18 protein-coding genes and 1 pseudogene are annotated in these 24382 nt (G+C 67.5%); 10 read left to right on the top strand and 9 right to left on the bottom strand.

The genetic code is table 11. The annotated features are described in order from the left end of the window. Nucleotides 1–25: 25 nt before the first annotated feature. Both kdpB and kdpC read left to right on the top strand, forming a co-directional pair. A complete protein-coding gene (gene kdpB, locus TK49_RS21550; protein WP_045219906.1) occupies nt 26–2251 on the top strand; it encodes a potassium-transporting ATPase subunit KdpB in 2226 nt (741 codons plus the stop codon). Nucleotides 2252–2266: 15 nt separating this feature from the next. Beyond that, complete coding sequence (gene kdpC, locus TK49_RS21545; protein WP_045219905.1) at nt 2267–2890, top strand: potassium-transporting ATPase subunit KdpC; 624 nt, start codon at nt 2267–2269, stop codon at nt 2888–2890. An 18-nt stretch (nt 2891–2908) separates the two neighbouring features. On the opposite strand, the gene TK49_RS21540 is transcribed toward kdpC, so the two are convergent. The 3 genes and pseudogenes from TK49_RS21540 to TK49_RS21530 form a co-directional block, all read right to left on the bottom strand. Beyond that, nucleotides 2909–3439: a Spy/CpxP family protein refolding chaperone gene (locus tag TK49_RS21540; RefSeq protein WP_045219903.1), complete on the bottom strand. Its 531-nt coding sequence runs from the start codon at nt 3437–3439 to the stop codon at nt 2909–2911. A 106-nt stretch (nt 3440–3545) separates the two neighbouring features. Next, complete coding sequence (locus tag TK49_RS21535) at nt 3546–4205, bottom strand: response regulator (RefSeq protein ID WP_045219901.1); 660 nt, start codon at nt 4203–4205, stop codon at nt 3546–3548. After that, nucleotides 4192–5713 (bottom strand): annotated as a pseudogene (locus tag TK49_RS21530) (ATP-binding protein); the annotation flags it as partial. The pseudogene TK49_RS21530 and the gene TK49_RS21535, both read right to left, overlap by 14 nt. 262 nt (nt 5714–5975) lie before the next feature. Here TK49_RS21530 and TK49_RS21525 point away from each other — a divergent pair. Both TK49_RS21525 and TK49_RS21520 read left to right on the top strand, forming a co-directional pair. Continuing rightward, entirely contained in the window at nt 5976–6743 is a 768-nt protein-coding gene (locus TK49_RS21525) for an AraC family transcriptional regulator (RefSeq protein ID WP_045220480.1), read from the top strand. A gap of 86 nt (nt 6744–6829) precedes the next feature. Next, nucleotides 6830–7747 carry a DMT family transporter gene (locus TK49_RS21520; RefSeq protein WP_045219897.1) on the top strand — a complete coding sequence of 306 codons (918 nt, stop codon included), beginning with the start codon at nt 6830–6832 and terminating at the stop codon, nt 7745–7747. Here the strand turns inward: TK49_RS21520 and TK49_RS21515 are convergent. Beyond that, nucleotides 7744–9324, bottom strand: a complete 1581-nt coding sequence (locus TK49_RS21515; protein WP_045219894.1) for a TerC family protein — start codon at nt 9322–9324, stop codon at nt 7744–7746. The genes TK49_RS21520 and TK49_RS21515 overlap by 4 nt on opposite strands. A gap of 107 nt (nt 9325–9431) precedes the next feature. Further along, nucleotides 9432–10754 carry a cytochrome-c peroxidase gene (locus TK49_RS21510; RefSeq protein WP_045219892.1) on the bottom strand — a complete coding sequence of 441 codons (1323 nt, stop codon included), beginning with the start codon at nt 10752–10754 and terminating at the stop codon, nt 9432–9434. A gap of 274 nt (nt 10755–11028) precedes the next feature. Between TK49_RS21510 and acpA the strand changes: the two genes are divergently transcribed. Continuing rightward, nucleotides 11029–13182 carry an acid phosphatase gene (acpA, locus tag TK49_RS21505; RefSeq protein WP_045219890.1) on the top strand — a complete coding sequence of 718 codons (2154 nt, stop codon included), beginning with the start codon at nt 11029–11031 and terminating at the stop codon, nt 13180–13182. 60 nt (nt 13183–13242) lie between these two features. On the opposite strand, the gene TK49_RS21500 is transcribed toward acpA, so the two are convergent. Then, complete coding sequence (locus tag TK49_RS21500) at nt 13243–13491, bottom strand: dodecin (RefSeq protein WP_045219888.1); 249 nt, start codon at nt 13489–13491, stop codon at nt 13243–13245. Between the two features lie 333 nt (nt 13492–13824). Here TK49_RS21500 and TK49_RS21495 point away from each other — a divergent pair, with 333 nt between their 5' ends. Continuing rightward, nucleotides 13825–14094, top strand: a complete 270-nt coding sequence (locus TK49_RS21495) for a hypothetical protein (RefSeq protein WP_045219886.1) — start codon at nt 13825–13827, stop codon at nt 14092–14094. Between the two features lie 28 nt (nt 14095–14122). Here TK49_RS21495 and TK49_RS21490 read toward each other — a convergent pair whose 3' ends face one another. Beyond that, the gene (locus TK49_RS21490; RefSeq protein WP_045219884.1) at nt 14123–14473 is read right to left on the bottom strand and encodes a DUF3175 domain-containing protein; all 351 of its coding nucleotides are present in this window, start codon (nt 14471–14473) and stop codon (nt 14123–14125) included. A gap of 143 nt (nt 14474–14616) precedes the next feature. Between TK49_RS21490 and TK49_RS21485 the strand changes: the two genes are divergently transcribed. The 3 genes from TK49_RS21485 (at nt 14617) to TK49_RS21475 (ending at nt 20816) form a co-directional block, all read left to right on the top strand. After that, the gene (locus TK49_RS21485) at nt 14617–15900 is read left to right on the top strand and encodes an MFS transporter (RefSeq protein ID WP_045219882.1); all 1284 of its coding nucleotides are present in this window, start codon (nt 14617–14619) and stop codon (nt 15898–15900) included. A gap of 148 nt (nt 15901–16048) precedes the next feature. Further along, nucleotides 16049–18082 (top strand): hybrid sensor histidine kinase/response regulator, encoded by a 2034-nt coding sequence (locus TK49_RS21480; RefSeq protein ID WP_082062944.1) that lies wholly within the window; start codon nt 16049–16051, stop codon nt 18080–18082. 301 nt (nt 18083–18383) lie between these two features. Then, nucleotides 18384–20816 carry a penicillin acylase family protein gene (locus TK49_RS21475; RefSeq protein WP_045219880.1) on the top strand — a complete coding sequence of 811 codons (2433 nt, stop codon included), beginning with the start codon at nt 18384–18386 and terminating at the stop codon, nt 20814–20816. Nucleotides 20817–21144: 328 nt separating this feature from the next. Here TK49_RS21475 and TK49_RS21470 read toward each other — a convergent pair whose 3' ends face one another. Further along, nucleotides 21145–22071 (bottom strand): sugar kinase, encoded by a 927-nt coding sequence (locus TK49_RS21470; protein ID WP_045219877.1) that lies wholly within the window; start codon nt 22069–22071, stop codon nt 21145–21147. 13 nt (nt 22072–22084) lie between these two features. Then, on the bottom strand, nt 22085–23374 hold the full coding sequence (locus TK49_RS21465) for an amino acid deaminase (protein WP_045219875.1): 1290 nt from the start codon (nt 23372–23374) through the stop codon (nt 22085–22087). 138 nt (nt 23375–23512) lie between these two features. On the opposite strand from TK49_RS21465, the gene TK49_RS21460 reads away from it, so the two are divergent. Continuing rightward, complete coding sequence (locus TK49_RS21460; RefSeq protein ID WP_045219873.1) at nt 23513–24382, top strand: MurR/RpiR family transcriptional regulator; 870 nt, start codon at nt 23513–23515, stop codon at nt 24380–24382.

Below are 24382 nucleotides of genomic sequence, written 5' to 3'. Positions count from 1 at the left end.
TCTACCCAATATCAACAGGTGCCTTATGGCTATCCGTTATCCCGAATCCGAACCGGCTGTGCGTACGGTCAAGCACAAGCTTGAGCCGAGCGCCGGTACTGGTACTGCTGCAGCCGCCGAGCCGCAGGCACGCAGCACGCATACGACGCACACCACGCTGTCCGCCAAGGATGTGCGCAAGCTGTCGATGTTCTCGTCGGCGCTGGTCAAGCCCGCCATTGTCGACAGCTTCCGCAAGCTGTCGCCGCGCGCGCAGGCCAAGAACCCGGTGATGTTTGTCGTCTACGTCGGCAGCATCCTCACCACGATCCTGTGGATCATGGCGCTGCGCGGCCAGGCCGAAGCGCCGGCGGGCTTCATCCTCGCCGTGTCGGTGTGGCTGTGGTTCACGGTGTTGTTCGCCAACTTTGCCGAAGCGCTGGCCGAGGGCCGCAGCAAGCAGCAGGCCGCATCGCTGCGCGGCATCAAGACCACGGTGCAGGCCAAGGTGCTGGCAGACCCGCACCGCCGTGATCGTACGGAAGCACGCGCCGCCACCGCGCTGCGCCGTGGCGACATCGTGCTCATCGAAGCCGGCGACATGGTGCCCGGCGACGGCGAGGTCATCGAAGGCGTGGCCTCGGTGGACGAAAGCGCCATCACCGGCGAATCGGCACCGGTCATCCGCGAATCGGGCGGAGACTTCTCGTCCGTGACGGGCGGCACGCGCGTGCTGTCGGACTGGATCATCGTGCGCATCACCGCCAACCCCGGCGAGAGCTTCCTCGATCGGATGATCTCGATGGTGGAAGGCGCCAAGCGCCAGAAGACGCCCAACGAGCTGGCGCTGACGATCCTGCTGGTGAGCCTGACCATCATCCTGATGCTGGCGACCGTCACGCTGCTGCCGTACTCGATCTTCTCGGTGGACGCGATGAAGGCCGGTTCGCCGATCACGATTACCGTGCTCGTCGCGCTGCTGGTGTGTCTGATCCCGACCACCATCGGTGGTCTGCTCTCCGCCATTGGCGTGGCGGGCATGAGCCGCATGATGCAGGCCAACGTGATCGCCACCTCGGGCCGCGCCGTGGAAGCGGCCGGCGACGTGGATGTGCTGCTGCTCGACAAGACCGGCACGATCACGCACGGCAACCGCCAGGCTTCGCGCTTCATTCCCGCGCCTGGCGTGACCGCCAAGCAGTTGGCCGAGGCCGCATGGCTGTCGTCGCTGGCCGATGAAACGCCGGAAGGCCGCAGCATCGTCACGCTCGCGCGCAACCTGGGCGAGGCGTCCATCGATGAAGCCGCGCTGGCGAAGACGCAGCCGGTGTACGTCGCCTTCTCTGCGCAAACGCGCATGAGCGGTATCAACGTCTCCCATGCAGGCGACGCGCGCCAGATCCGCAAGGGCGCGGCCGATGCGATTCGCACGCATGTGACGCTGCTGGCCGGCAAGTTTCCCGATGCCGTGTCGACGGCCGTGGATGACGTGGCACGCGCAGGCGGCACGCCGCTGGTGGTGTCCGACAACGACCGCGTGCTCGGCGTGGTGGAACTGAAGGACATCGTGAAGGCCGGCATCCGCGAGCGCTTTGCCGAGCTGCGCCAGATGGGCATCAAGACGGTGATGATCACCGGCGACAACCGCCTGACCGCCGCGTCCATCGCCGCTGAAGCCGGCGTCGACGACTTCATCGCCGAAGCCACGCCCGAGACCAAGCTTGCGCTCATCCGCGAACAGCAGGCACAAGGCCGCCTCGTTGCCATGACCGGTGACGGCACCAACGATGCGCCCGCCCTGGCACAGGCCGACGTGGCCGTCGCCATGAACAGTGGCACGCAGGCTGCCAAGGAGGCCGGCAACATGGTCGACCTGGATTCCAGCCCGACCAAGCTGATCCAGATTGTCGAGATCGGCAAGCAGATGCTGATGACGCGCGGCTCGCTCACCACGTTCTCGATCGCCAACGATGTGGCGAAGTACTTCGCCATCATCCCGGCCGCGTTTGCGACGACGTATCCGCAGCTCGCCGCGCTGAACGTGATGCACCTGGCAACGCCGGCATCAGCCGTGATGAGCGCCGTGATCTTCAACGCGCTGATCATCGTGTTCCTGATCCCGCTGGCGCTCAAGGGCGTGAAGTACCGCGCGCTGGGCGCCGCCACGCTGCTGCGCCGCAATCTCTTGATCTACGGCCTGGGCGGCCTGCTGCTGCCCTTCCCGGGCATCAAGATCATCGACATGTTCCTGGCCGCGATGGGCTGGGTTTAAGGAAGGAGTGCATTCATGGCAACCACAACTCAAGCGCGTCAACCTGTTCAGGCCGATGTGCCGCAACAAGGTGGGCTGCTGCGTGCGGCGCTGGTGGTGTTCGTCGGGCTGTCGCTCATTACCGGGGTGCTGTATCCGGTGGTGGTGACGGGTGTCGGCAAGGCGCTGTTTCCGGCGCAGGCCGGGGGCTCGATCATCGAGCGTGGCGGCAAGGCTGTCGGGTCTTCGTTGATCGGGCAGAACTTTGACACCCCGGAGTATTTCTGGGGGCGGATCTCGGCGACTGCGCCGAATCCGTATAACGCGCAGGCATCAAGCGGATCGAACCTTGGGCCGAGCAATCCGGCGTTGACGGAGGCGGCCAAGGCCCGCATTGCGGCGCTCAAGGAAGCGGACCCGACGAACACTGCGCCGATTCCTGCTGATCTTGTGACCGCTTCTGCGAGTGGGCTGGACCCGGACATCAGCCCGGCGGCGGCGGCGTATCAACTGGAGCGGGTGGCGCGGGCGCGGCACATGTCGCCGGACCTGGTGAGGAAGGTGGTCGCCGAGCATACCAAGGGGCCGGTGCTTGGTGTGTTTGGGGAGCCTACCGTGAATGTGCTGGAACTCAACCTGGCGCTGGACGATCTGCGGTAGGCGCCCCCGATGTGCCGGCTACATCACCGGCAAGGGCTCCAGCCCGCCCTCGCCGTGTTCGAGTTCGGCCACGCGCTGCGCCTCGCGCTCGCCGATCTGCTTGCGCTGCTCCGGCGTGAGCACCTGCATGATCTTGGCACCCGCCTGTGCACGCAGTTGCGCTTCGCGGGCCACCGCCCTGCCGAGCGTCTCGGTCAGCGCGCGGGCACGCGCTTCGTCATACTGGCCGGACACGACCATCTGGTGCAATTCGCGGTGAGCCTGCGCGATGGCCTTGCGCTGTTCGCGCGCTTCCGGCATCTGCGCATATTCGATGGCGAAGACCTTGTCGCGCTGCGCTTCGGTCAGCTTCAGGCCACGCAGGAGCGGAATGCCGCCACGGTACGGGCCCATTTCCATGCCTGGGCCGCGGCCCATCATGCCGGGACCATGCGGCGGCATCGGCGACAGCGGAACCGCACCGGGTGCGGCGGTCTGCGCCAGCGCGGCGCACGAGAGCAAGAGCCCGGCGGCAAGCGCGGGCAGGCGGCGGGAAGTCACAACGGTCATGAATGAGGCTCCTGAAGGGTTCATCGGCCGGGCGCGCCGGCCATGCGCCCACTGTAGGCACTGAAGTTGCACCAACGGTGGGCAAACCGAGGAGTTTTCTTGAACCTCAGGCGTCGAGCCGGTAGCCCACACCGTAGACCGAATGGATGAGATCGGTGCCGGGGCTGGCCTGCTCCATCTTGCGGCGCAGGTTCTTGACATGCGTGTCGACCGTGCGATCGGTCACGATGCGGTGGTCGTCGTAGATCTGCTCGAGCAGGTTGGCGCGCGACAGGATGCGCCCGGGTGCGGCCGCGAGCGCCGACAGCAGACGAAACTCCACCGGCGTGAGATCGAGCCGCTGGCCGCGCAGCGTGGCGGTATAGGCGGTGCTGTCGATCACCAGGGCGCTGTCAGGCACGCCGCCCGCACGCTGCACCCGCCGCAGGATGGTCTTGATGCGCGCCACGAGTTCGCGCGGGCTGAAGGGCTTGCAGACGTAGTCGTCGGCGCCGAGCTCCAGGCCGAGGAGACGATCGATCTCCTCCACGCGCGCCGTCACCATGACGATCGGCACCTCGCTGAAGCCGCGCACCTCGCGGCAGATCTGCAGGCCGTCCTTGCCAGGCAGCATCAGGTCGAGCAACACGAGCTCGGGCGTGGTCTCGCGGATGCGCTGCACGGCGTCCGTGCCGTCGGGCAGACACTCGGTCTCGTAGTGGGCGGCGCGCAGGTAGTCGGTCATCAGCGCGGCCAGCTTCGGTTCGTCTTCGATGATGAGGATCATGGTCGGCTAGCGTGTCATGGCTGGGCGAGCAGCGGCAGGCGAATCGCAATCCACAGCCCGCCCAGCGGCGAAGGTTTGGCTTCAATGGTGCCGCCGTGCGCGGCAACGATGGTCTGGCACAGGCTGAGCCCAAGCCCGGCCCCGCCGTGCGCCCGGCTGCGCGACGCATCGGCACGGAACAGCCGATCGAACACGCGCGGCAACATCGCCTCGGGCACGCCCGGCGCGCTGTCCTGCACGTCGACCTGCTGCCACGCGCCGTCCTGGTGGACGCGCACACGCAGCGTGCCGCCATCGTCGGTATAGCGCAGCGTGTTCTCGAGCAGGTTGTGCATGACCTGGCGCAGGCGCTGCGCGTCGCCGCGGACCATCGTTGCATGCGTCGGCCCCTGCGGCACGTCGATCTGCAGGGCGATGCCCTTTTCCATCAGGCGCGGCGTGAAGCCCTGCACCGCGCTGCACACCGTGTCGGCCAGGTCCAGCGGCTCCATGTGGAATGCGAGCGCGCCCACGTCGGCCAGCGAGAGCTCGTACAAGTCGTCGATGAGCTTGCTGAGTATGGAAACCTCGGCCTGCAAAGACGCAAGCGACGTGGCCGTCAGCGGACGCACGCCGTCTTCCAGCGCTTCGAGTTCGCCCCGCAGGACGGCCAGCGGCGTACGCAGCTCGTGCGAGATGTCGGCGGTCAACTGGCGCCGCATCTTCTGGTTGGCCTCGAGCGACGCAGCGAGGTGGTTGAAATCCGCCGCCAGCCCGCCGAGTTCGTCGCGCGAATGGACGTCGACACGGGTGGCGTAGTCGCCGTCTGCCATGCGGCGTGCTGCGTCGGTCAGGCGGCGCATCGGGGCCAGCAACCCGCGCGCGAGCAGCACGGCCACCAGCGCCGCCAGCAGGACGGACAGGCCCGCGATGATCCACGTGGCACGCAGTTGCTGGGCCTGGAAAGCCTGGTCGGCGCCCTCAGGCACGCGCACACGCGGCGGCATGGCCAGCCAGCCGATCGTCTGGCCGTTGTGATGCAGCTCGTGCCAGCGCGCGTTCGGGCCAAGCGGTGGGCCATCGCCAATGACGACGTTGCGCGCGGCGTCCAGCAGCCAGATGGGCGAATGCGGCATCGGGGGCGGCTCGCCCGGCAGACGCGGTGGGCCCGGCGGCAGCGGCATGTCCGGCTCGAGGCCGGGCGGCGGCTCGAAGCGGTAGCCCGCCGAGGGTTCGAAGCGATCGGCGCCCATGCCGCTTGCCCGCGCACGTGCGCCCTCGCGGCGCAGCAGGCGGAACCACGCGGCGCGGTCGCTGCGCAGGAAATCCCAGTTGCCGTGCTGCGCGTAGGCGGCCTCGACGCCGTGCGCGATGGCGGCCATGCGCTCGGCCTCGCGGGCATTCACGTAGTCGAGAAAATTGGCGTCAAAGCGCCAGCGCACCGCCGCGCCCATGGCAAGCGCAACCACGATGCTCAGCGTGAACAGCGCAACGAACAGCTTGGAGGTGATACCGAAAGACAGGCGCATGAATCAATCAGGGCGGCTTGGCGCACCGCCGGCGGGAGCGGCTTGCGCAGTGCCCGGCAGGTGGGCCGCGCTCATCTTACCGGGCGTGCCAGCAGCCGTACGCGAGCATAGCAACGGCACGCGGCCAGAAAGTGAGCGAAATGCGAAGAAAGCGTATGCTGCTGCCACTTGGCGCCCCCGCGCGCCCACACGCTCTTCACCCACGGAGCCGCCTTTGCCGCGCCAGACGCCCCGCCCCGCGTTCTTCATGCCGCGCTGCGCCATGCCCGGCGTGGAGGCCGTCGCCGCAGACACGCCGCACAGCTTTCCGCGCCACACGCACGGGCAGTTCGGCATCGGCATCATCGAGCGCGGCGCGCAGAAATCGTTCAGCGGGCGCGGCATGGTGGAAGCCGGCGCCGGCGACGTCATCACCGTCAACCCGGCCGAGGTGCACGACGGCACACCGATCGGCGATACCGGACGGGCGTGGCGCATGCTCTACCTTGACGCCGACGTGGTGGCGGACCTTGCCAGCGACCTGCACGCCAGCGTGCCCGGCGCGGCGGAGTTCAGCCGCCCCGTCATCCGCGACGCCCGGCTGGCCCGCCAGGCGCGCCTGCTGTTTGCGCAAATGACGGCCTCGGGCGGGCGCGGCGATGCGCTGCTGCGCGAGCAACTGCTGCTGGCCGTCCTTGCCGATGCGCTGCACGCCCGCACCCATCGTGCCGACGATGCGCCCGATGCCATCCGCGCCGCGCGCAGCCGCATCGACGATGACCCGGCCGCCGCCGTCTCGCTGCACGATCTTGCCGCCGAGACCGGGCTGAGCCGATTCCAGGTCCTGCGCGGATTCGCACGCGTGACGGGCCTGACCCCGCACGCATATCAGCTGCAGCGGCGCGTGGCGCTGGCCCGCCGCCTCATCGCGCAAGGGCTGCCGCTGGCCGAGGTGGCCGCCGCCTGCGGCTTTGCCGACCAGAGCCACATGACGCGGCAGTTCGTGCGCAAGTACGGGGTCTCGCCCGGCATGGTGGCGGCGGCGCGCTAGGGCACACACCGCCGCGCTGCAATTTCGTTCAAGACGGCCGCCCAGCGCGGGGGCATCCTGCGGCTTTCATCTGCGCGGGGTGCGACATGTCGAAGCGGCTCGAAGGCTATCTCTATCTGGCGCTGGCGATGGTGCTGGTGGGCAGCACCGTGGCGGCCAGCAAGATCATCGCGGCGGGCCTGCCACCCTTCACGGCAACGGCGCTGCGTTTTGCGCTCGCGCTGCCGCTGTTTCTTCTCATCATGCGGGTCATGCGCACGCGCTGGCCGGTGCTCGCGCGGCGCGACTGGGCGCTGCTGGTGTTGCAGGCCGCAGCAGGCAGCGTCGGCTACACGACGCTGTTGATCTCGGGGCTGCGCTACACCTCCGCGGCAGATGCCGGCGTGATCATCGGCACGCTGCCTGTCATGTCTGCGCTCATTGCGATCCTGCTGCTGGGCGAGCGGCCGGGCCGCGCCGTCCTGGGCGCCATCGCACTGGCCACGGCCGGTGTGCTTGCCATCGCGTTCCAGCCGGGCAGCGACGCCGCGCACCCGCTGCTGGGCAATCTGCTGGTGCTCGGCGCCGTGCTATGCGAGGGGCTTTTCATCCTGCTCAACAAGCGGCTGCGTACGCCGGTGCCGCCACTGGCGCTGTCCGCCACGATGAGTGCGTTCGGCTTGCTGACGGCACTGCTGCCTGCACTGGGGGAATCGCCCTGGCAACTGCACGCATCGACGCAGGCAGCGCAGGCGCTGGTGGCCGTTGCCTACTATGCGGTCGTGCCGACGGTCGGCGGTTTCGTGGTGTGGTATGCCGGCGCAGCGCGCGTGAGTGGTGCAGAGGCAGCGCTGTTCACTGCGCTGGCGCCCGTCGCGGCGGTGGCGTTTGCGGCGGTGCTGCTTGGCGAATCCGTCAGCGTGCGCCAGGTGGGCGGCATTGCGTGCGTGCTGGCGGCGGTGGCGAGCCTCGCGCTGACACGCAGGCCCGCGCCTGCCGCATCGCCACCCGAAGAAGCCGTTTAGGCTTCGGCCTCTGGCGCCGTCACGTCTTCCATGCGCTCGATGCGCACGCGCACGATGCGGCGGCTGCCAGCTTCGAGGATGACGAACCGCAGGTCGTGGCGCACCAGTGTGTCGCCCACCTCGGGCAGGCGGTCCCACTGGTTGAAGAGGTAGCCGCCCAGGCTTGTCGCGCCGCCGCCTTCGTCGAGCAGCCAGTCGACTTGCAGCACGTCTTCGAGCTGGCGCAAGTCGGCCTCGCCGGCCACCTCCCAGCAGCCGTCGCTCACCTCGACCACGCCGGGGCGTTCGTCTTCGTCGGGAAACTCGCCGGCAATCGCTTCCAGCACGTCGATGGGTGTGACCACGCCCTGCACGACGTCAAGCGGGTCGGTCACGACGAGCATGCGCCCACGCGCACGTTTGAGCTGGTCCATCAGGCGCAGGATGCCCATGTTGTCGGACACCTTGAGCGCGGGCTTGACGGTGCGCTCGACGTCGATGGTGCCGCGTGTGTCGAGATCGCCCATCAGGTCTTTGGCGCGCGCCACGCCCACGAGGTCATCCAGCCCGCCGCGGCAGACCGGGAACTGGTTGTGCGGCACCGACAGCAGCAGCTTGCGCGTGACGGCCGCATCGGCCTCCAGGTCCACCCACGAAATATCGTGGCGCGGCGTCATGATGGAACGCACCGAACGCTCGGCCAGATCGAGCACGCCGCTGACCATGCTGCGCTCTTCCGGGCGGAACACGGCCTGCGGCTCGGGGTGGCCATCCTCGTGCGGCACTGCTTCATGCGATTCGGCATCCGCTGGCGTGCCGGGGCGGTCGCCCAGCAGGCTCAGCACGGCATCGGCGGTGCGCTCGCGCAGGGGGCGGCGGCGCTCGTAGCGCACGGTATTGCGCTGGGCCACCTGGTTGAAGAACTCGATCAGGATCGAGAAGCCGATGGCCGCATACAGATACCCCTTCGGAATATGAAAGCCCAGGCCCTCGGCCACCAGCGAGAAGCCAATCATCAGCAGGAAGCTCAGGCACAGCACCACCACCGTGCGGTGGGCGTTGACGAAGTGCGTCAGCGGGCGTGATGCAAACAGCATGGCGCCCATGGCGATGACCACCGCGGCCATCATCACCGGCAGGTCGTTGACCATGCCCACGGCCGTGATGACGGAGTCGATGGAGAACACCGCATCCAGGATCACCACCTGCGCGATCACGTTCCAGAACTTGCCATGGCCTGTGCCGTGGCTTTCGTCATGCGGCTGGCCGTCAAGGCGCTCGTGCAGCTCAGACGTGGCCTTGAACAGCAGGAAGAACCCGCCGAGCAGCAGGATGATCGACCGCCCGGACAGTTCCACCGGCCCCAGCGTGAGCAGCGGCCTGGTCAGTCCGATGAGCCACGACATGGTGGCCAGCAGCACCATGCGCATCACGAGCGCCAGGCCGAGGCCGATCATGCGCGCGCGGTCACGCTGCGCGGGCGGCAGCTTGTTGACCAGGATGGCGATGAAAACGAGGTTGTCGATGCCGAGAACGATCTCGAGCACCACGAGGGTGAACAGCCCGATCCAGACGGACGGGTCAGCAAGCCAGGTCATAGAGGGCAATCAAGACTGCGGGAAGACGATCTGCCGATGATAACCGGAGCGCACGCCCGGGCAGCCGCGCGTACGCTCCGGGGCGTTGCAACAAACGGGCCGCAGGCTCAGCGCCGGGCAACGTGTGGCGGTCGGTAGCCGTCGGTGAGGGTCTTGAGGAAGGCGACGATGTCGCGCACGTCGGCCTCGGACAGCGCCGACCTGTCGCCCGGCTTGCCGCCGAACGGCGGCTCCATGTTGACGTTGGCGTGGTACCGGGGCGGCAGGTCGTCGAACTTGTCGACCGTGCCGTCGGCCTTGCGCGGGTACCACTTCTGCGGCTGGGTATCGCGCTGGGCGTAGAAGCGCACCGCATCTTCGAGCGAGTGGATCGCGCCGTTGTGGAAGAACGTCTTGCGCAGCGCCACGTTGCGCAGCGATGGCGTGCGGAAGCGGCCGCAGTACTCGGCGTGATCCTTGAGGTCGGTGCGGTCGGGGCCGCACAGGCCGAGGTCGAAGAACGCCGGGTCCGCGTTGGCTTCGAGCTTGCGGTTGCGTGGCACGCCCACGGCAATGTGGCCGAAATCGGTGAAGGCCGGGAACGCGCCGTCCTGCTTGATCGCGCTGACGTGGCATGACGCGCAGTTGCCCTTGGCCGGATCGGAGAACGCCCGCAGGCCCCGCATTTCCTGCGGCGACAGCTTGACCTGGCGGCGCAGGAACGCGTCGTACTTGCTGTCGTACGGGTAGAACTCCGATGGCGTCTGCTGGAACACCTCCAGCGCCATCAGCGCGGCGCGGAAGGCCGTGTCTTCGTTGTCGAGGATGTCGTTGCCGAACACCTGGCGGAACGCCAGCGCATGGCTGCCATTGCGCAGCTTGGCCACCACGCTGGCCGGGGTGCCGTTCGCCATCTCGTGCGCGGAAAGCAGCGGAATGCGCGCCTGCTCGTGCGTGGACGACACGCGGCCGTCCCAGGTGTAGCCGCCGGTCGGGCCCTGGTCTTCTGAGTCGTTGCCGTCGTTCTCGAAGAAGTGCTCGCTAAACGGCGGCACGCTCTGCAGATAGCGCAGCGACGGCGCGGCGCGCACGCCGGTCTTGTCCATGCCGGGGCCGCCCAGCTGCACCGAGAGGTCATTCGGGGGGCCATAGGCGTGCGCCGGGCTATGGCAGCTCGCGCACGAGAGCTTGCCCGAGGCCGACATGGCCGGATCGAAGAACAGCGCCTTGCCCAGTGCCGCCATGGCCGGCACCGACGGGCGGCGCGTCGCCATCATCGTGTAGAAGGCCTTTTCGTACGCAGGGACGGACTTGGCCGCGGGTGCCGACGCACCGGCCGGCGCCGCGGCATGCGCCACCGCCGGTTCGCCGCGCCCGCAAGCGGCCAGCCCCAGCGCGAGCGCCGAAGCGGCAATCGCGCGAACAGTGGACAACGGCAGAAGACGAGGCATCGACGATGGGCGCAATGATGGAAGCCTTGCAACTTAGCACGGCCACCATGACACTTTGATGTCGTCAAACGCGCGTCACGTCAGTCCTTGGAGAGGTCCCATGGTGGCAAATGTCTTCAAACGTTCGGCGGTGCCCCTGCTCCTCCTGACGATGGTGTTCCTGCTGAGCTCGGCCCAGATCCGCTCCGCGCCTGCGTTTGCATCATCAACTTGTCACACACGAGGCACAGACTCCCGCTCGCTTTCGTCCCCCACACAACAATCAAGGGAAATCATGAGCCGAGCATTCCGTCTTTTGCCTCACCTTCCGCTCGCCGCGCTGGTGGCAGCCAGCATGACTGCCTGCGGCGGCAGCGATTCGAACAGCAGCGCCTCCACGCAATCGACCTCCGGCGTGGTGACCGGCAGCTACTTCGAGAACGCCAAGGTCTGTATCGACGCCAACAACAACGGCAAGTGCGACGCCGGTGAAACCAGCACGCGCACCGACAAGAACGGTGCGTACACGCTGGCCGGCACCGGTGCCATCACCGTGGAAATCGGCACGGATGCCAAGCGCAATGATCCGGACAAGAACACGAGCACGCCGGTCACGCAGCCGCTGGTGTTCCGCGCGCCGGCCGGCGCCAACGCTGTCGTGAGCGCCATCTCGACCGAACTTGCCGCGCTGATGGACAGCAACGGCGGCGACATCAATGCCGCCAAGACCGCGCTGGCCGCGCGCCTGGGCGTGACGGTCGACAAGCTGCTGGAAGACCACAACAAGGAAACCGACGCAGCCACCAAGACCGCGCTGCAGGCCGAGATCGACCAGGCCATCGCACTGATCGCCGATGCCGTGGCTAGCGGCGGCGACGTCGGCAAGACAATCCGCGACGGCGTGAGCAAGCGCATGGCGCTCGCTGACAACGTCAAGACCATCGTCGTCATCTACGCCGAGAACCGCGGCTTCGACAACCTGTACGGCCTGTTCCCGGGCGCCAACGGCATCCCCGGCGTGAACCCGACGTCCACCGGCACGGCTGTCGCGCAGAAGGACTTCGATGGCTCGGTGCTGCCGAGCCTGCCGCCCACCTGGGGCGGCCTGACCGCCGCCGGCCAGAGCGTGACCCTCACGCAGGCGCAGACCACCGGCTGGCCGAACAAGATGTTCCAGATCGACGATCCCAATGGCGTGAACGGCACGGGCGTCGTGGTGCCGCAGAGCGTGACCACGCGCGACCTCGTGCACCGCTTCTACAACAACCAGATGCAGATCAACGGCGGCAAGAACGACAAGTTCGCCGCGTACTCCGACGCGGGCGGCCTCTCGATGGGCTACTACGACGGCAGCAAGATGGCCATGTGGAAGATCGCCCAGCAATACACGCTCGCCGACAACTTCTTCATGGGCGCATTCGGGGGCTCGTTCCTGAACCACCAGTACCTGATCTGCGCCTGCGCGCCGATCTATCCGAACGCGAAGTCCTCGCCGGCGGCGGGCAGCATCTCGAAGGTCACGGTCAATGCCGACGGTGTGCCGGTGCTTGACGCGGGAACGGGCAACCCGAGCTCCGTGCTGTCGGGCAAGGCGGTCTACGCCAACGACAGCACGCTCACGGCCGACGATGGTTCGGGCGTGTTCTACGCCGTCAACACCATGCAGCCGCCGTTCCAGCCGTCGGGCAACGGCGTGGCCAGCGGCAATGCGACCTACGCAGACCCCACCAAGGCCTCGACGATGCCGGTGCAGTCCACCACCAACATCGGTGACCTGCTGAGCGCCAAGGGCGTGGACTGGGCCTGGTATGCCGGCGCGTGGAACGCCGCCATCGCCGACGCGCCGAACGCCACGCGCAGCGTGATCTACGCTGGCACCACGCAGTTCCAGCCGCACCACCAGCCGTTCAACTACTTCAGCCGCTTCGACCCGGCCACCGCCAGCGGTGCCGCCGAGCGCGCCGCGCACCTGAAGGATTACGACGCCGCCTTCCTGGCCGATGCCGCCGCCGGCAAGCTGCCCGCCGTCACGTTCTACAAGCCGCAGGGCAACCTGAACCAGCACGCCGGTTACGCCAACGTGGCCGACGGCGACGCCCACATCGCCAACGTGATTGCGCAGCTGCAGAAGAGCCCGCAATGGAAGAACATGGTGATCGTCGTGACGTATGACGAAAACGGCGGTTTCTACGACCACGCCACGGTGCCGAAGGCTGACCGCTGGGGCCCGGGCACCCGCATCCCGGCGATCATCGTCTCGCCGTTCGCCAAGAAGGGCTTCGTGGACCACACGCAGTACGACACGGCCTCGGTGCTGCGCCTGATCACGCACCGCTTTGCCCTGCCGACGCTGCCCGGCCTGAAGCAGCGCGACGACGCCCTCGTCGCCAACGGCAACAAACCGATGGGCGACCTGACCAACGCGCTCGATTTTTCGCAGGCGCAATAACGCCGGGCGCATCGGGAAAGGCGGCCGCGGACATGCGCGGCCGCCTTTCTTTCTTGGGCGCTATTTCCCTTTCTTCTTCCCGGCGGGCTTCTCGCTTTCCAGCGCCTCAAGCCGCATGCCGACCTTGAGCGTCACCTGCCAGTGCGCGATCTTCCCGTCGACCAGATGCCCGCGCGTCTCCAGCACCTCAAACCAGTCCAGATGGTTGAGCGTCTCGCCCGCCCGCGCGATGGCATTGCGGATGGCTGCATCGCTGGATTCGGGTGACGAGCCCACCAGCTCGATCATCTTGTAGGTATGAGAACCCATATCGCCTCCTTGTTGGCATGGTTGGACGCCGGCAGAACGCCCCGCACACGATATGCGCCGCGTCATTGACCAGCATGGCACCTGCGCCTCGCGCCTGATAGCCCGGATTTGCACGGGGCCCAAAAATCTTGGCGGTTAATTGCGTATTTGGCCGATTTACGAAAATGACAAATTTCGTCAGCGAAGCGACGCATGGCGTCAAGCCGAGCGTCGGTCCGACAGCCGATCCGGCGATGAAGTGCCACTTTTGGGGCGACACGGACTGCAGGGGCGCCAAACCCGGCTGGTACGGAACCTGCGTTGCGCCCCATACCTTCCTGAAGAGAAAGCGCCGTGCGCCGCCCCGAACAACCGACCCCAGCCAGCCCTGCGCCGCTGTCCATGCCGGCGCCCCATCCGGAAACCGTCCGGCTGGTGGCCGAGACCATCGGCTTCCATATCGAACGCGGCGGCCGCCGCATCGACGCGACCTACTCGGCGCGCAACGGCATCGTGACCGTGAATTACCGCGGCAAGACGCTGTCGACCTATTCGCCACAGGGTGACCCCGAGAGCTACCGGACCGTGGCGCGCCAGCTGCTGAGCGTCATGCTCGCCCTCTGACCCGCCATCCGCAGGGGCGCCGCCGCGCTCAATGCCGCGCCTTGGCAGCGCCGCGCGTGGGCCGGCCGAACTCGGCGCGCAGGCTGTCCTTGGCACGCTCCAGGATTTGCCGCCGCCCCGCACTGAGGTTGTGCCCCGCACGATTGATATAGAACGTCAGCATCGACATGGCCGACTGGAACGCCGTCCCTTTGCGCCGCCTGCTGTGCTCGGCCGATGCCTTGAGCGACGCGGCAATGCGCGATGGGCTGCGCGACTTGAAGATGTCGGGTTCAAGATCCAGTGCGTCGCTCGTCTCCATCACGTGGTGTGACCAGCGATGCGGCGCGCCCTTGCCCGGCTTGGCATCGGATTTCGGCTTGGCGTGCGATGTGGCCATGATGAAATCTCCCGTAATGATGTATGGGCAGTTTCGCAAGCCACGTACCTGTACGAGACGCTGCGGGCCGCCGACTTCCGTTACGATGACGGGCGTTCCGCTCACCCTTTCAGCAAGTCGCCGGGTTCCGGCGCGCATTCAACGTGTCTGGCGACGCCGGTCTTTCCCCCGCTTCTTCCGCGCCCCCTCCCGCGACAGCGCTGTCGCACGCGCCCTTCTCCTACCCCGCCTTCCGCCTGTTCTGGTTTGCCAGGCTGTCCACGACCTTTGCGTACCAGATGTTTGGCGTGGCTGTGGGCTGGCAGATCTACGACCTCACACGCAGCGCCTATGTGCTTGGGCTGGTGGGTCTGGCCCAGTTCCTGCCCTCAGTGGTGCTGGTGCTGGCGTCGGGCCATATCGCCGACCGCTACGACCGGCGCCGCGTCGTGCGCGCGTGCCAGGCCGTCGAGGCGCTGGTGGCGCTGTCGCTCTCGGTGATGGCGGCAATGGGGCACGCGAGCATCCAGCCCATCTTTCTGTGCGTGGTCGTCATCGGGGCGATGCGGGCCTTCGAGACGCCCACCCTGCAGGCGCTGCTGCCCTCGCTGGTGCCGCCCGAGGTGCTGCCGCGCGCGGTGGCGCTGTCAAGTTCAGCAGGCCAGACGGGCATCATCCTGGGGCCGGCGGTGGGCGGGTTCCTGTACGTGGCCGGCGCGCCGGTGGTCTATGCCACCGCGGCGGGGCTCTTCCTGCTGGCGCACGTGCTGATCGCGTGGGTGCGCATGGCGCGGGCGGCGCCGGTCAGCACGCCGGTGAGCCTGGAGTCGCTGTTTGCGGGCATCGTCTTCATCAAGGGGCGGCCCGTGGTGCTGGGCGCAATCTCGCTGGATCTGTTTGCGGTGCTGCTGGGCGGCGCCACGGCGCTGCTGCCGATCTACGCGCGCGACATCCTCGGCACGGGCGCGTGGGGGCTGGGGCTGCTGCGTTCGGCGCCGGCGGTGGGGGCGCTGGGGATGGCGCTCTTTCTCGCGCATCGTCCGCTGGACCGGCACGTGGGCCGCGTGATGTTTGCGGCCGTGGCGATATTTGGCATGGCGACGCTCGTGTTCGGGGTATCGCGCTGGCTGCCGCTGTCGATGCTGGCGCTGGTGGTGCTGGGCGCATCGGACATGATCAGCGTGGTGATCCGGACCTCCCTGGTGCAGCTCGATACGCCCGATGCGATGCGGGGCCGCGTGAGCGCGGTCAACTCGGTGTTCGTGGGAGCATCGAACCAGCTCGGCGAGTTCGAATCGGGCATGGTGGCCGGTCTGCTTGGGCCGGTGGCCTCGGTGGTGCTCGGTGGGCTGGGCACGCTGCTGGTGGTGGCGATCTGGATGCGGCTGTTTCCGGACCTCGTCCGGCGGGACAGGATGCGCGACCCGCACCCCTCGTCGGAAGGGTGATTGCAGCCGGGAGGCTATTGCCACGCACGAATCGGCGGCCGTCTTGCACGCGTGTCAGTGAAAATCCGATGGCAGCCACGCCGGCCAGTTCGTATGCTGAGTCACCTTTGCCCGCCCTGTCTGGTCGCGTCGGATACCGCGCCCGATCATGAAGTCCATTCCGCCTCGTCCATCCCGTCCGTCCGATACGCATACCGCTGAACCGCCCCGACCGGCAGACCCGGGCCCGTTCAGCAGCAGCGGCCTGAAGGCCGCGCCGGCCATCCGCCCATCGGCATGGCTGGTGGCCATCGGCGCAGCCGTGCTGGGCACGGCGGTGCGGGTCGCGCTCGAGGCGACCATGGGGATCCACCTGCCGTTCTACCTGGCGTTTCCGGTCGTGACCATCGCCGCATGGTACGGCGGCTTCTGGCCGGGCATGCTGGCCATCGGCGCCTACGGGACGCTGTTCCTGGCGGTAGCCGCCGTGCAGACCTGGGCCGGGCCGCCGCCGCCGACAACCGCGCAGGTGCTGGTCTTCAGTGTGGGCGCGCTGCTCATCTGCGTGCTCTGCGAGCAGTTGCGGCGTGCGCGCGCCGGCGCGGAACGCCGCGCGCTGGCCGAAACGCAGCAGCGCCTGTCACAGCAGCGCCTGGTGGCAGCGCTGCAGGCGTCGCCGATCTCGCTGTACGACGTCGACAACACGATGCACTTCACCTGGGTGCATAACGCCGTGTTCGGCCTGAAGCCGGAGCAATTGCTCGGGCGCACCGTGCGGGAAGTCTTCGGCCGTCGGGCCGCCGCGCGGCTGACCGAGGCCGGCCAGCGCGTGATTGCCACCGGCACGCCCACGCGCGTGGAGTTCGCCTTCCGCCGCCGGCACACGCAGCGCGTGGTCTACGACGTGGTTGTGACGCCGCTGCGCGACGATACCGGCGAGATCATCGGCCTGACCAACGCCGTCATCGACATCAGCGAGCGCCGCCAGGCCGAGGAGCGCCGCGCCCAGCTGCTCGAAGCCGAATCGCGGGCGCGGGAAGAAGCCGAACGGGCCAGCCGCCTGAAGGACGACTTTCTCGCGACCGTCAGCCACGAGCTGCGCACGCCGCTCAATGCGGTGCTGGGCTGGGCGCAGTTGCTGAACATGCGCCCGTACGAAGAGGGCTTGTTCAAGCGCGGCATCGAGGCCATCGAGCGCAGCGCGCGCACGCAGGTCCACCTTATCGACGATCTGCTCGACATGTCGGCCATCCTCTCGGGCAAGGTGCCGCTCGACATTGGTCCCGTCGATCTCGCCGACGTGCTGGAGCGCGCGCGAGAGACCATTGAGCCCATGGCGCGCCAGAAACAGATCACCATGGAGAGCGACTACCTGCCCGTGCCGCTGCTGCAGGGCGATGCGGGGCGGCTCAAGCAGGTGTTCTGGAACCTGCTGGCCAATGCCGTCAAGTTCACGCCCGAGGGCGGGCATATCAGGCTCTCGGTGCACCCGGCGCCGGAGGGTGTCGTGGCAACCGTGCGCGATACGGGCATCGGCATCGAGCCGGCGTTCCTGCCGCACATCTTTGACCGCTTCCAGCAGGCAGACCTGTCGAGCACGCGCCGCCACGGCGGGCTGGGGCTGGGCCTGGCGATTGCCAAGCAGCTCGTCGAGCTTCACCACGGCCGCATCACCGCCGCCAGCAGCGGTGCAAACCGTGGCACCACCATGGCCGTCACGCTGCCGCTGCACGCCGCGCAGCCCGGCGAGCAGGAAAATCGCGCGCCCGGCGTGGTGGCCGGCACGGGCATGCCGACGCTGGAGGGCATCCGCGTGCTGGCCGTGGACGACAACCCTGAGTCGCTTGGCGTGATTGCGCTGATGCTCGAGCGCTACGGCGCCGAGGTGACGACGGTCTCCAGCGGCGCGGCAGCACTCGACGCACTGAAGGCCGCGGCCGGCAACCACCCGTTCGACGCACTGGTCAGCGACCTCGCCATGCCGGGCATGGACGGCCTGCAGCTCATCCACGCCGTGCGCGCCAGCGGCATGACAGAGCTGCCCGCCATTGCCGTCACGGCGTTTGCCGATCCGATCCGCCTGAAGGCGGCCAAAGAGGCCGGCTACCAATCCGTCATTACCAAGCCCATCTTCCCGGGCGAGCTGGGCCACGTGCTGGCCGCCAACGTGCATCGCAAGGCCGGGCCCCCGACGTTGGCCTAGCGGTCACGCATGGCCGCGCCTGCGCCGCGCGCAAACCATGCCTTGACGGAATGGTTGACCGAACAAAAGTCATTGGCGCGCGTGATGGTGCATCCGCATACTTGTTGGTCTGTGCCGGTCGGTGGGCATCTCTCCCCTAGCAGTGCCCAGCACCCAGTTCACCGATCGGCCAGGCTGCCTTCCGAATCAGCCGCCGTCCGCCGCCGTGCAGCTGTCTGCCGTACCCATAAGAACGCCTGAACGCCGCCGCCCGCCTTGGGTTGCGCCGGCATTCCGGGCACAGAGAGGAGACCGCATCGCCATGCCCATCCGTTCCCTTCCCGTTCTGCTGTCTGCCGTTGCGCTTGGCGTGGCCACGCAGGTCGTCGCCAAGGAGTCGCCAACCCCCGCTGCCGCGCAGACGATCGCCGTGCCCGGCCTGTCCAAGCCCGCCGACATCCTGATCGACCGCTGGGGCGTGCCGCACATCTACGCCAAGAGCGAAGACGACGGCTTCTTCGCGCAGGGCTTCAATGCCGCGCGCGACCGCCTGTTCCAGATCGATCTGTGGCGCCGCCGCGGCCTGGGGCAGCTCTCGGAAGTGTTCGGCCCCGCCTATGTGGAACAGGATCGCGCCACGCGGCTGTTTCTCTATCGCGGCGACATGCAGACCGAATGGAACCGCTACAGCCCCGATGCGCAGCGCATCGCCACGCGCTTCGTCGCCGGCATCAACGCCTATGTCGACTGGCTGACCAGGCATCCGGAGCAGATGCCGTTCGAGTTCCGCAAGCTGAACTACACGCCCGCGCACTGGGCGCCCGAAGACGTGGTGCGCATCCGCAGCCACGGCCTGACGCGCAATCTGCAGTCGGAAGTGGCGCGCGCCAACGTGGCCTGCAAGGCCAACCTCGCCGACGACACGATCCGCTTCGGCCTGCAGCCGGCGTGGCAAACCCAGATGCCGGAGGGCCTGGACCCGTGCCTGCCGAAGGATCTGCTCAAGGTCTTCACGCTCGCCACGCAAGGCGTGAAGCTCGCGCCGGAATCGCTCAAGGGCGTGGACACTGACGGCACGCGGGTCGCCGCTGCGGCCAACCTCGAAGAGGCCATGGAGGGCAGCAACAACTGGGTGATCGCGCCGGGCAAGTCCACCACTGGCCGCGCCGTGATGGCCAACGACCCGCACCGCGCGTATTCCGCACCGGGCCTGCGCTACATCGCCCACGTCAGCACGCCGACGCTCGACATCATCGGCGCGGGCGAGCCGTCATTGCCGGCCGTGTCGATCGGCCACAACGGCCACGTCGCCTTCGGCCTCACGATCTTCAACATCGACCAGGAAGACCTCTACGTCTACGAGCTGAACCCGGCCAACCACACCGAGTACCGCTACAAGGACGGCTGGGAGCCGTTCAAGGTGCTGCACGAAACCGTGAAGGTGCGCGGCGGCGAGTCGCGCCCCATCGACCTCACCTTCACGCGCCACGGCCCCGTCATCTATATCGATGCCGAGAAGCACCGCGCGTATGCCGTGCGCTCGGCGTGGCTGTCGCCGGGCATGTCGCCGTATTTCGGCTCGGTCGGCTACATGCGCGCCCGCACGTTCGCACAGTTCAAGCAGGCGATGATGAACTGGGGCGCCCCCACCGAAAACCAGGTCTATGCCGACACGAAGGGCAACATCGGCTGGGTGCCGGGCGGCCTCGCCCCGATCCGCCCGAACTGGGACGGTCTGCTGCCCGTTCCCGGCGACGGCCGCTACGAATGGGCCGGATTCTGGCGCGGCGATCAGCTGCCCAGCACCTACAACCCGAAATCCGGCTACTTCACCTCGTCCAACGAGATGAACCTCCCGCCCGATTACCCGTACCGCGAACGCAAGCTCGGCTTCGAGTGGACCAACGGCTCGCGTCACGCGCGCATTGACGAAGTGCTGGCCAAGCTCGAGAAGGTATCGCTGGAAGACTCCATGCGCCTGCAGAACGACATGGTGTCGATCCCGGCACGCCGCCTCGTCGCGCTGCTGGCCCCGCTGTCGTCCAGCGATGCCGACACGCAGGCCGCGTTGAACCTCCTCAAGGGCTGGGACGCGACCATGCTGGCGGATTCTGCGCAGGCCGCGCTGCACGAGGTCTGGTTCACGCATCACCTGGGCCGCGCGTTCAAGAACGCGGTGCTCTCCAAGGCCGCCGAGGACGCCATGGGCGCGCCCGATACCGCCGTGATGCTCGACACGCTCGAACACCCCCAAGGCGCCGACCACAGGTTCGGCGAAGACCCGCAGCAAGCGGCCGCCAAGCGCGACGCCGTCCTGCTGGCCAGCCTGAAGGACGCATGGGCCGATATGGTCAAGCGCCAGGGCGCGAACCCGCAGGCATGGAACTGGGGCCAGCTGCACCACAACCTGAACGCCCATCCGTTCGCCGCCATCGTCGACGAAGCCACGCGTGCCAAGCTCAACGTCGGGCCCACACCCGAAGGCGGCAGCGCTTACACGCCCAACCAATCGACGTATCGCGCGAGCGACTTCCTGCAGACCAACGGCCCATCGTTCCGCACGGTGGTGGATGTCGGCAACTGGGACAACTCCCGCGCCGTCAACCTCCCCGGCCAGTCCGGCAATCCCGACAGCACGCACTACCGCGACCTCGCACCGCTGTGGCTCAAGGGCGAGTACTTCCCGCTGTTGTATTCGCGCAAGGCAGTGGAAGCCGCGACCGAGTCGCGCGTCCACCTGGTGCCGGGGAAGTAAGGACACGATGCGCAAGCAAAAACGCCACCGCAAATACGCGGTGGCGTTTTTTTCCAACAGCTGAAACATCGACGCTAGCAACCGATCCACGATGGTGTGGCCGTACCCTGCCCTAGATGGCGCCTTGGATTTTTGTCGCGGGGAGGAAAAAGGAAGGAGCCCTGTTTGAGCGCAGCGAGTTTGGCTCCTTCCCCTCCCCGTGACACAAATCCAAGGGGAAGTCGCCATCTCGGCCGCGCCTTTCTTTGCTTACTTTCTTTGGCAAGACAAAGAAAGTGAGTCAGCCCCGGCAGGGGATGAAACACAAAAGCCCACCCACAACGCCCATTCAAGCCGGCTGAGCCGAGGCCAACGCCGCCCGCACAACCTCCCCCCGCGGAATCGGCGCCACAGCGCTATACCCCGTCGTAGAAATCGCAGCCGCCACATTGGCATACCGCGCCGCCTCTGCAGGCGGATCTCCGGCAACAATCCGCGCCACAAACGCACCACCAAAACAGTCCCCCGCGCCGGTCGCATCGACGGCATTGACCGTATGACGCGGCACCAGCGTACGGGACTGCGGTGAGGCCACGTAGCACCCTTCCGCCCCCATCTTCAGCGCGACCAGCTTCACGCCCCAGCCAAGCAGCGTATCGACAATGCCATCACGGTCATGGCAATCGAGCAGCACCGTCACGTCGTCCCAGCTCGGCAGGCACAGGTCGCAGGTCTGCATCGCCTCGCGCATGACGGCCCGGGCACGGGCCAGCGGCCACAGACGCAAGCGCAGGTTCGTGTCGAACGACACCATCACGCCCGACGCCCGCGCATGCGCCATCGCCGCCAGACCGGCATCGCACGCGGTGTCGCTGATCGCGAGGCTGATGCCCGACAGGTGAAACGCCTTGGCCGCCGCAATCGCCTGCAGCGGCAGTTGCGCCGTCTGGAACCGGCTCGCCGCGGACCCCGCGCGCAGGTAATCGAAATGATGGCCGCGCGCATCGTGCGAGACAAAGTACAGGCCCGTGGGCGCCTGCGCGTCGGTGAGCACGTAGGTGTGATCGACGCCTTCGTCCTGCCACAGCGCGCGCAGCGCCTGGCCAAAGCGGTCGGCACCGACCGCGCTGATGTAGCCCGTGCGCGCGCCCTGCCGTGCCGCCGCAATGCAGAAGTTGGACGTATCGCCGCCAAAGCCGAACGTCCACGACGTGCTGCCGGGGTCCGCCTGGTTGAACTCGATCAGCGCTTCGCCGTAAGCGAGGATGTCTGCCATCGCCGCGTCCGACTCAGAAATAGGTCTGCACCACGTCGACGACGTTGTACGCATCGTCCACCACGGAGATCTGGCGCCACTTGTCGAACGTCAGGCACGGGTGCGAGATGTCGAAGGCGATCATGTCGCCGACCTTGATGTCGTCGCCAGCGGCGATCTTCAGGTAGGCGTGCTGGTCCATCATGCCGGTGACTTCCCAGTGCGCGGGCGTGGCGGAGGGCGCCAGCGAGGCGTCATCACGCCCCGGGCGGTAATGCAGCACCGGCAGCGGCAGACCGGCGTCGAATGCGGCGTCGCGCTTGCCCATCGCGATGATGGCGCGCCCGGGTTCGGGCACCGATTGCACATAGGCCCACAGTTGCAGCGCGGGCAGCAGGCTCGAGCGCATCTTGTGCGCGATGGGGTTGTTGGCGTCGATGCGCGCCTGCGCGGCCTTGTAGATGCCCACGTCGTGCGTGAGGTAGCAGCCCGGACGCAGCACCACATCCAGGGGCTGCCCGATGTCCGCCTTGGCAAACTCCTCGGCCACCACGTCGTACCACGCCGAGCCCGCGCCGGTCAGCACGGCAGGCGTGCGTTGCAGGCGGCCCGCGCGGGCCAGGTCGCCGAGCGTCTTGACGGCGCGTTGCAGGAAGGCGCGGATATCGGCTTCCTCCTTGATCACGCCCTCATACACTTCCACGCCGGCCAGCTTGACGCCGCCATTGGCGCGCGTGAGCGCGTCGAGCACGGATTGCAGCTGCGCATCGTCGCGCACGCCCGTGCGGCCGCCTTGCACGCCGAGCTCGATCAGCACCTGGATCGGCCGCCCGGCCTTGCCGAAGAACGTGGCAAGCTGCTCGACCTGGTCCGCCGCATCGACGAGGCAGAAGAACTCGAACGACGGATCGGCCAGCAGTTCCGCGAGGATGGCCATGTTGCGCTTGCCCACCAGCTGGTTGGCCATCAGCACGCGGCGCACACCGTGCGCGTAGGCCGCGCGCGTCTGATGCGCGGTCGCCAGCGTAATGCCCCACGCACCGCCGGCGAGCTGACGCTGGAACAGGCGCGGCGCCATGGTCGTCTTGCCATGCGGCGCGAGCTTGGCGCCGTACTCGTTCACGAAGCGCTGCATCCACGCCAGGTTGTGCTCGATGCGCGATTGCGAAAGCACCGCCGCCGGCAGACTCAGATCTTCCTTGAGGACATTCCAGCCTTGCGCAGCAATCTGCTCCGGCGCACAAGCGGCGTCCAGCGCACCCAGACCCTTGTCCAGCGGATCGACGACGGGGGTGGCATCTCCTTGGTACTTTGTATCACTCATGGGAATCGACTCGCGTTCCTGTGGGGGTAAACATCGGGTTGACACAATGATAGCGGCGAAATTATTCTCCGGGCCAGCCTGTTACAAAGTACCAAATCTAGTCGACTGCCGCTATCCGGACGGACCCGGGAGCCCCGAATGCGCGAACCCATGGACATCGTCACCCGCCTCTCCCAGCGTGCCGCCGAGTTGCGTCCCGCCGAGCGGAAGGTCGCGCAGACCGTCCTGAGCGACATTGCCGAAGCGGCGGCCGGCAGCATCCAGACGCTGGCCGAACGGGCCGGCGTGAGTGAGGCCAGCGTCACCCGATTTGCCAAGGCGATGGGCTGCCGCGACGTGCGGGAACTCAAGCTCAAGCTAGCCCAGGCGGCGGCAGTCGGCCAGCGGTTTCTGGATGGCGGCGCCGATCGCCCACCCTCCAGCGCCGACGGCATCCTGGCGGACATTTCGAACGTACTGGAAGCGAACCGCGCGCTGGTACGCCCCGAGGCGTTCCGCGCCGCCGCCGAGGCGCTGGCCGCGGCCCGCATGATCGCGGTGTTCGGCATGGGCGGCGGCTCGACCACCATGGCCGACGAGATGCGCTACCGCCTCGCGCGCCTGGGGCGGCCCGTCACCACCTATCATGATTCGATGCTGCAGCGGATGGTCGCGGCCACGCTGAGCCCCGAAGACGTTGTGGTCGTGTTCTCGGTGACGGGCCATGTGCCCGAGGTGATCGACAGCGTGAACATCTCGCGCGAGTACGGCGCAAAGGTCGTGGCCATCACCGCCATCGGTTCGCCACTGGCCGCGCTGGCCGATGTCTTGCTGCCGATCCAGGCCATGGAAACCGATTTCATCTTCAAGCCGTCGTCATCGCGCTACGCCATGATGATGATGATCGACCTGCTGGCCACCGAAGTCGCGCTGCAGCAGGCCGATCGCAGCAAGGAACTCTTACGGCGCATCAAGTACGTGCTCGATGCGCATCGCGGCGGCGGCAACCGCCAGCCGCTTGGAGATTGA

The sequence above is a fragment of the Ralstonia mannitolilytica genome, from assembly GCF_000954135.1.
GTDB classification, from domain to species: domain Bacteria; phylum Pseudomonadota; class Gammaproteobacteria; order Burkholderiales; family Burkholderiaceae; genus Ralstonia; species Ralstonia mannitolilytica.
This window is presented reverse-complemented; position numbering and strand designations above follow the sequence as displayed.